This is a genomic window from Actinomycetota bacterium (genome assembly GCA_030682655.1).
In the GTDB taxonomy this organism is placed as follows: Bacteria; Actinomycetota; Coriobacteriia; order Anaerosomatales; family JAUXNU01; genus JAUXNU01.
Genome location: JAUXNU010000193.1, coordinates 1 through 5,765 on the forward strand (window position 1 = coordinate 1; position 5,765 = coordinate 5,765).

At 61.0% G+C, this 5,765-nt stretch carries 10 protein-coding genes; all 10 read left to right on the forward strand.

All coding sequences use genetic code 11. The features are described from left to right. Nucleotides 1-220 precede the first annotated feature (220 nt). The 10 genes from Q8K99_12660 to Q8K99_12705 all read left to right on the forward strand — a co-directional run bounded on the left by Q8K99_12660 (nt 221) and on the right by Q8K99_12705 (nt 5,408). Nucleotides 221-529, forward strand: a complete 309-nt coding sequence (locus Q8K99_12660; protein MDP2183406.1) for a nucleotidyltransferase domain-containing protein — start codon at nt 221-223, stop codon at nt 527-529. Beyond that, nucleotides 519-878: a DUF86 domain-containing protein gene (locus Q8K99_12665; GenBank protein MDP2183407.1), complete on the forward strand. Its 360-nt coding sequence runs from the start codon at nt 519-521 to the stop codon at nt 876-878. The genes Q8K99_12660 and Q8K99_12665 overlap by 11 nt, the downstream gene beginning before the upstream one ends. A 167-nt stretch (nt 879-1,045) precedes the next feature. Then, a complete protein-coding gene (locus Q8K99_12670; protein ID MDP2183408.1) occupies nt 1,046-1,327 on the forward strand; it encodes a type II toxin-antitoxin system Phd/YefM family antitoxin in 282 nt (93 codons plus the stop codon). After that, nucleotides 1,324-1,620, forward strand: coding sequence for a type II toxin-antitoxin system RelE/ParE family toxin (locus tag Q8K99_12675; GenBank protein MDP2183409.1), 297 nt, complete (start codon nt 1,324-1,326; stop codon nt 1,618-1,620). The genes Q8K99_12670 and Q8K99_12675 overlap by 4 nt, the downstream gene beginning before the upstream one ends. Nucleotides 1,621-1,825: 205 nt before the next feature. After that, the gene (locus Q8K99_12680) at nt 1,826-2,164 is read left to right on the forward strand and encodes a hypothetical protein (GenBank protein MDP2183410.1); all 339 of its coding nucleotides are present in this window, start codon (nt 1,826-1,828) and stop codon (nt 2,162-2,164) included. Nucleotides 2,165-2,260: 96 nt separating this feature from the next. Then, nucleotides 2,261-2,839, forward strand: coding sequence for a hypothetical protein (locus Q8K99_12685; GenBank protein ID MDP2183411.1), 579 nt, complete (start codon nt 2,261-2,263; stop codon nt 2,837-2,839). Nucleotides 2,840-2,928: 89 nt separating this feature from the next. Next, complete coding sequence (locus tag Q8K99_12690) at nt 2,929-3,633, forward strand: hypothetical protein (GenBank protein MDP2183412.1); 705 nt, start codon at nt 2,929-2,931, stop codon at nt 3,631-3,633. Between the two features lie 268 nt (nt 3,634-3,901). Then, complete coding sequence (locus tag Q8K99_12695) at nt 3,902-4,549, forward strand: hypothetical protein (GenBank protein ID MDP2183413.1); 648 nt, start codon at nt 3,902-3,904, stop codon at nt 4,547-4,549. Next, nucleotides 4,546-4,683, forward strand: coding sequence for a hypothetical protein (locus tag Q8K99_12700; protein ID MDP2183414.1), 138 nt, complete (start codon nt 4,546-4,548; stop codon nt 4,681-4,683). Before Q8K99_12695 ends, Q8K99_12700 begins: the two co-directional genes overlap by 4 nt. Before the next feature lie 14 nt (nt 4,684-4,697). Next, entirely contained in the window at nt 4,698-5,408 is a 711-nt protein-coding gene (locus Q8K99_12705; protein MDP2183415.1) for a hypothetical protein, read from the forward strand. Nucleotides 5,409-5,765: the final 357 nt, after the last annotated feature.

Sequence of the window (5,765 nt, forward strand, 5' to 3'; positions counted from 1 at the left end):
TGGTCTCCTTGTGCACGTCCAGCCCGATATGGGTAAGCTGTTGCATGGCCGGTCCCTCCGTGTGTCGGCACCGCGGGCGTGTTCCCGCGGATGATCCACGTTATACGCGGATTCGGGCCGGCCATCTCATGGTGACTAGTCCAACTGCAGCAGACGATATCCGGGTCGTCGCGTGGCGCTTGTTCTCCTCGGCGGTTAGGATGAATGCGGAGGTTTCGACATGGCTGCAGTGCTCGAGAACAAGCGTGAAGCGATTGCCGCCCTGTGCCGCAAGTACGGGGTGGTGCGGATGGACGTCTTCGGGTCGGCTCTTCGCGATGATTTCCGTCCTGGGGAGAGCGATGTTGACCTGCTGGCTGACTTCGGTTCGATGAATCCGTTTGAGCTCTTGGACGCCTACTTCGATCTACTCAACGAGCTGCGGGCGCTGCTCGGCACCGATGTCGATCTCGTCATGAGTGATGCGATCAAGAACCGCTACATTCAAGCGGAGGTCGATCGTACGAAGCAGGTTCTGTATGCAGCGTGAGCCGCGGGCCTACGTCGCTGACATCATCACTGCATGCGACGCCATCGCGCTCGACATCAACGGCGTCGATGTCGCTGCGTATCTCGACACTCGCGCAATCCGCTCGGCAGTTGAGCGTGAGTTCATCATCATCGGCGAAGCAATGAACATCCTCGGTGACCTTGAGCCGGATGCGTTTGCGCGCATCACACAAGCGCGCACCATCGTCGACTTCCGCAACCAGCTCACGCATGGGTACATGACGGTCAACGACAAGCTCGTGTGGGCCTATGCGGTTCGCGATGCTCCGCTTCTGCGAGACGAATGCGCTATTCTGCTTGCGGAAATGGACGCTGGGGCAGCGGACTAACAAAGGCATCGAGCGGACGGCGCGAGCGCTGGACTGATGCAAGGGCGTGGGCCGCCGCTCATGCCGTAACACGTTCGACCCAACCAAGGAATCCCCCGCCACTCGGGGCCGCCATACGCTATACTGTACGGACTGTACGGAATCGCGTATCGAAACGGAGGCCCATCATGGCGCTGCTGCGCCCCTCGGTCGATGTCCGGCCCGTCACCGAATTCCGCTCTCACACCTCGGCAGTCCTCGAGCAGGTCCAGAGGACCAAGCGTCCGGTCATTCTCACACAGCACGGTAGGAGCGCCGCGGTTCTCCTCAATGTCGACGTATATGAGGGCCTCGTCGAAGAGGTCGCGGTAATCCGCGATATCCGCACTGCGGAGGCACAGCTGGATGCAGGTATGGGGATCCCTCACGAGGTCGTCGAGAAGCGTCTGCGGGAGCGGTACCTGAAGTGAAGGTAGCGTGGTCGCCGCTGGCGGACGAGCAGGTCGATGACGCGGTTGTCTACATCTCTGGCGATAGTCCGACCGCCGCGCTCCAGTGGCTTGAGCGGTTGCTCGATCGCGTCAAGTCGTTGGCGACGTTCCCGGATTCCGGTCGCATGGTCCCCGAGCTCGGGCGCCAGGGCATCCGAGAGATCATCGTGAGCCCGTACCGCGTGATGTATCGCCGCAAAGACGATCTTGTGGAAATCGCGGCCGTCCGGCACGAGGCCCGGGAGTTCGACGAGAAGGACATCGCGCCGTAGGGTGGGTCGAACCAAGGGATCAACCCGACAACGCTTCGCGTTGCGGGTTATCCCTAACACGTTCGACAGAGCAGAGGGACGAGGGTCCGCAGCACCGCTTGGGCGAGGATGTGGCGGGTTCGGACGGCGCTGGGGTACGCGCGGCGATCGTGGAGATCATGGGTGCGGTCCCGAGTCGTTTGACGGACTCTGAGGAGGGTGCGGCATGTCGGAAGCCTCGAAGAAGCTGAAGCCGGTCCTTCGGGAACACGCCAATCGGGCTTGGGAAGCGGAGATGGGTGCGGCGCTTGGAGCCCTCGCGGCGAGGTTCGACGATTGGAGGGCCGGGGCGATGTCGGCTGCCGACTTGGATGCGGCGGTCCACGAGTACCACGACGGCATTGCCCGGGAGATCTGGAAGCGGTACTCCACGAACGATCCGGTGATACCTCTGGCACACGCGGTCGTCGCCGGTGTCTTGCCGGAGGACTCGCTTCCCCCCGAAGTTGTGGAACGCATAGCGTCGATGGTGCAGCTTCTTCGGGAAGAAGCGCGCGGTGAGTGAATTCGCCATGTCGAACAACGGCTTCCAGACGGACGCCGCTTCGCGGCGCCGCTGAAGCCGAACAACGTTAGGTGCACCGAGAGCATTGGAGAGGCCATGGGGCGCGCCAGAGAAGCTCGAATCGCGGTGGCTGGCCCGATCGCGCTCGTCGCGGCGATGCTCAGCGTGGCAGTGACAGTTGCACTCTCCGATGTGGCACCCCGGCCTGTGCTGGCTATCCTCGCTGTTCTGCCCGTCGCCTTGTGCTTCTGGCTGTGTTCGGAGTTCAGTATCGCCGCCAGGGTGCTCCTTAGCGTCACCAACTTGGCTATCAGCGCGGGTGTGGCTGCGGCAGTGCTTGCAGCGGCCCAGGCGGGTGTGGGTGCTGTAGGGTTCTACGCGGCACTATGGGGACCCGCAGCCGCCGTTCTTGCCGGCACCCTCGCGGCTCAAGTGCGATCGGGTGAACCATTACTCGGACCCTGGCTTCTGTGGTGGGTTCCCGTTGCCGCGGGACTCGTCTGGGCGGAACCGTTCGCCTTGGCTGTCACCGGTCTGGCTGGCGTCGATGGCCTGGCAGGGCTGGCTATGTTCGTGGCCCCTATTCTAGGCATGGCGGCTTGGGCCGGCGCGGTGAGTGTCGCTTTCGCCTATGCGCGATTCACACGCGGGCACCTAACCAGCGCATCAACCTGACATGAGGTAGTTTGCTGAAGAGAGGCGCATCCGCCGCAGGTTATGCGCCTCAACGTTCGACAGAAGCCCACTGAACTGGGGGAACTGCGATGAGCGACTCGCTCGACAAGTACCATGACCCGCCCGAGGCGGTTGACCCGTATCTGGCATCAACGGAGTGCCTACTTGTTGTGCTGTTTCCCCGGAGCAACTCGAAGAACTACCCCATCGCACTGAACATCGCCCGCGGATCTGCGCGATTCGCGGAGACCGACTTCACGGGCAAGCCCATGAACATGGCAGCGTTCGCCAGCTCGCCCGATGACGCAAGGCGCGCTGTGGCGCTGCTCGAATACGTTCGTCAGTGGAAAGGCGTCATGGTCTTCTCTGGCGGCAAGCTCGTGAAGAATACGTGGCAGCTTCTGCAAGTTGTCGATTGCTCCCTTGACGCGAGCTCTTGCGACGACCCTTCGGCCCACTGCGATTCGGTGATTGATGATCCGTTGGTCGTCGATCCCCAGGACATGGGCCTGAGCGTCTGCATCCGGCTTGTGGCAGAACCACCGGAACAGCACGCTGTTGAGATTGACAGGTACCTCTTCCCGTGTAAGTTCCTCCAGAACAGGTTCCATTTTCAGCCAGACCACCCATCTTCGCTCCAAAACCAGATTCAGGCAGCTGCAGTCGAGATGGGCTGCAACATGTGCCCGTGTTTCGACCCCAACCGTTTCGGGCGCGTCGGTAGCCGCACAGTGATGCGGGATGGCCCCGATCCGGCCCCCTGGGAAGTCACACCGCGGTTCCTCGAGGAGTAGTCGCCGCCATGACGGTGCTCTGTCGAACCAGAGCTTCGACCTGGCAAGACTCGGCGCATCGAGCTACGCTCGACAAGACGAGGCGAAGGCGCCTCGTCATGCAGGTCAAGCTCAAACACGTTCGACGGAGCCTCGCAGGTTCACTGCTCCCAGGCTGCGGACTACCTGTCAGAGTGTCGTTTACACTCGCGGCAGCTCGAGGGTAGTCTCTGCTTGAAGACACGCCATTCTGAAAATACTCACTGTGTATCTGGCGGAAGCAGGTGGAATGATGCTTCGAAGAAGACGAGTCTGCGCAATTGTCGCAGCGCTGGCCGTGGTGATTCTGTTCTCTCTCGCCGCAACCGCAACTGCAGTTGATGATGGCGGCTTCAACGGAGACATGTATCGGGAGTGGTATCCAAGCACGGTGACGGGTTGGCGTGGAGTCTCGGGGTACGTGTGGAACTACGACTGGACCCTGAAGTCCCCTAAGGGTGGAGTCGTCAGCTCCATCTACATGTACAGGAGACCCATCAACTTCGTCCCCGGTGACGGCTACTTCGACGGCGAGGGAGTCAGCTACGTCCACCTGGAGGCTGGAATCACAAAGGACTACGGAAGCTCAACGTTCGGGTTCTACCAGTACTGCTACGGCGACCCTCGCCTAATGAGGACCGTGACGATTGGATCCTGCCCAAACCAAGCCTGGTACGGCGTCTTCCGAATCGAGAACTACTCGATGGGCAACTACTCGCCAGAGAACTGGCGCATCCTGTATCAAGACACAGTCGTTGCGGACTTCTCCGATGCGTCCGCAGCTGAGGGGCGGCCGCAATTCCCGATTCTGGCTGGCGAAGCTCTTGCTTCGGCAGAGAGGTACTACCTGGACATCGAGTCCCCCCATCGGGAGATGATGCGCGCACCGCGCACGTGAACCTCAAGCGCAAGAACTCACTGGGCAGCTGGGTCTACTGGACGGAAGCCGTGCCTGCGTGCAATGGCGACGTCTACTATCGTTTCCGCAAAGAGAACTCAGACGACTCCTATCTCATTCACGAACGCTACTGAAGGAGGCTGTTGTCATGCCGCAGCGCTTTCTGAGCAAGCCGTTGACTCTGGCCATCTGCCTCGCCGCTTGTACAGCCGTTGTCCTATCCGTTGTCTTCCTCCGCAACGCGTCCGGCGAGGAGCGTTTCTCTGCATCGGTTGAGCGCAGCCGCTATGCTCGAAGCCGCTACTTGGGGCAGACCGACCCCAAGGCCTATCGACTGCCTTTCACGCCCGACAGCTTCGGAAAGTCGAGAGCTGCGGAGATCGAGAGCACATATGGAATCGACTTCGTCTTCCCACCGGAAGCTGCGGGTGGACAATACGAGGGCGTGTTCATCCCGCAGCAGAGCACTGATGGCTATGAGGGCGGATTCCTGGTTGTGTACACGAACGATGTCACTATTCGCGTCACGCGTTGGCCAACGAATGCGGATGCAGATGACTATCTCTCGACCTTCAACCCCGTTGAGTTCCAGCCCTATGTCAAGCCAGTAGAAATCAGCGGCCACAAAGGATATGCCTCAGAGAAGGTCAATGTGCCACCGATCTCGGAAGGAGGGACCGACCCGGCGACTGGGCTTGGCCGAGTCCGCCCCGGTACTGGTCTCTCCATACCAGCTTCGAGTGTCGCGTGGACTCAGGGTCGCTTTGTGGTCGAGGTAGTCAGCGGGACTAGCAGCATGGAGGATCTCCTGTCTGTCGCGAAGCAAACGAGCCTCCAGGCCCCGTCCGTGGAAGACTGACGGCGCGGCATAGAATCAGAACGAGTTGCCGCGGGATAGTCGTGCTGGTGCGAACGTCGCGCGCGCCTTCTTCGATGATGGTCTCTGGCTCGTTCTCCCTCTTCCTGAGGTTCCCGTCGAACCACGGCATCGAGCCGACTTCGCACTTCATCGGCCACCGTGAAACTCAAGCGGCGCGGCTCATGCCGCAACACGACTGATATGAGATGGCCAGTCAACCTCGTAGGTCTCATGGTGGTCTTCGCCCTTGAGTAGATGCAAGCGGGCGGGCACATGGGAACGGCGATCGACCATGCTGATATCCGGGGATTGGAACCCCACATCTCGGTCCTGCCGGAGCCTGCCTCCCACTAGAAG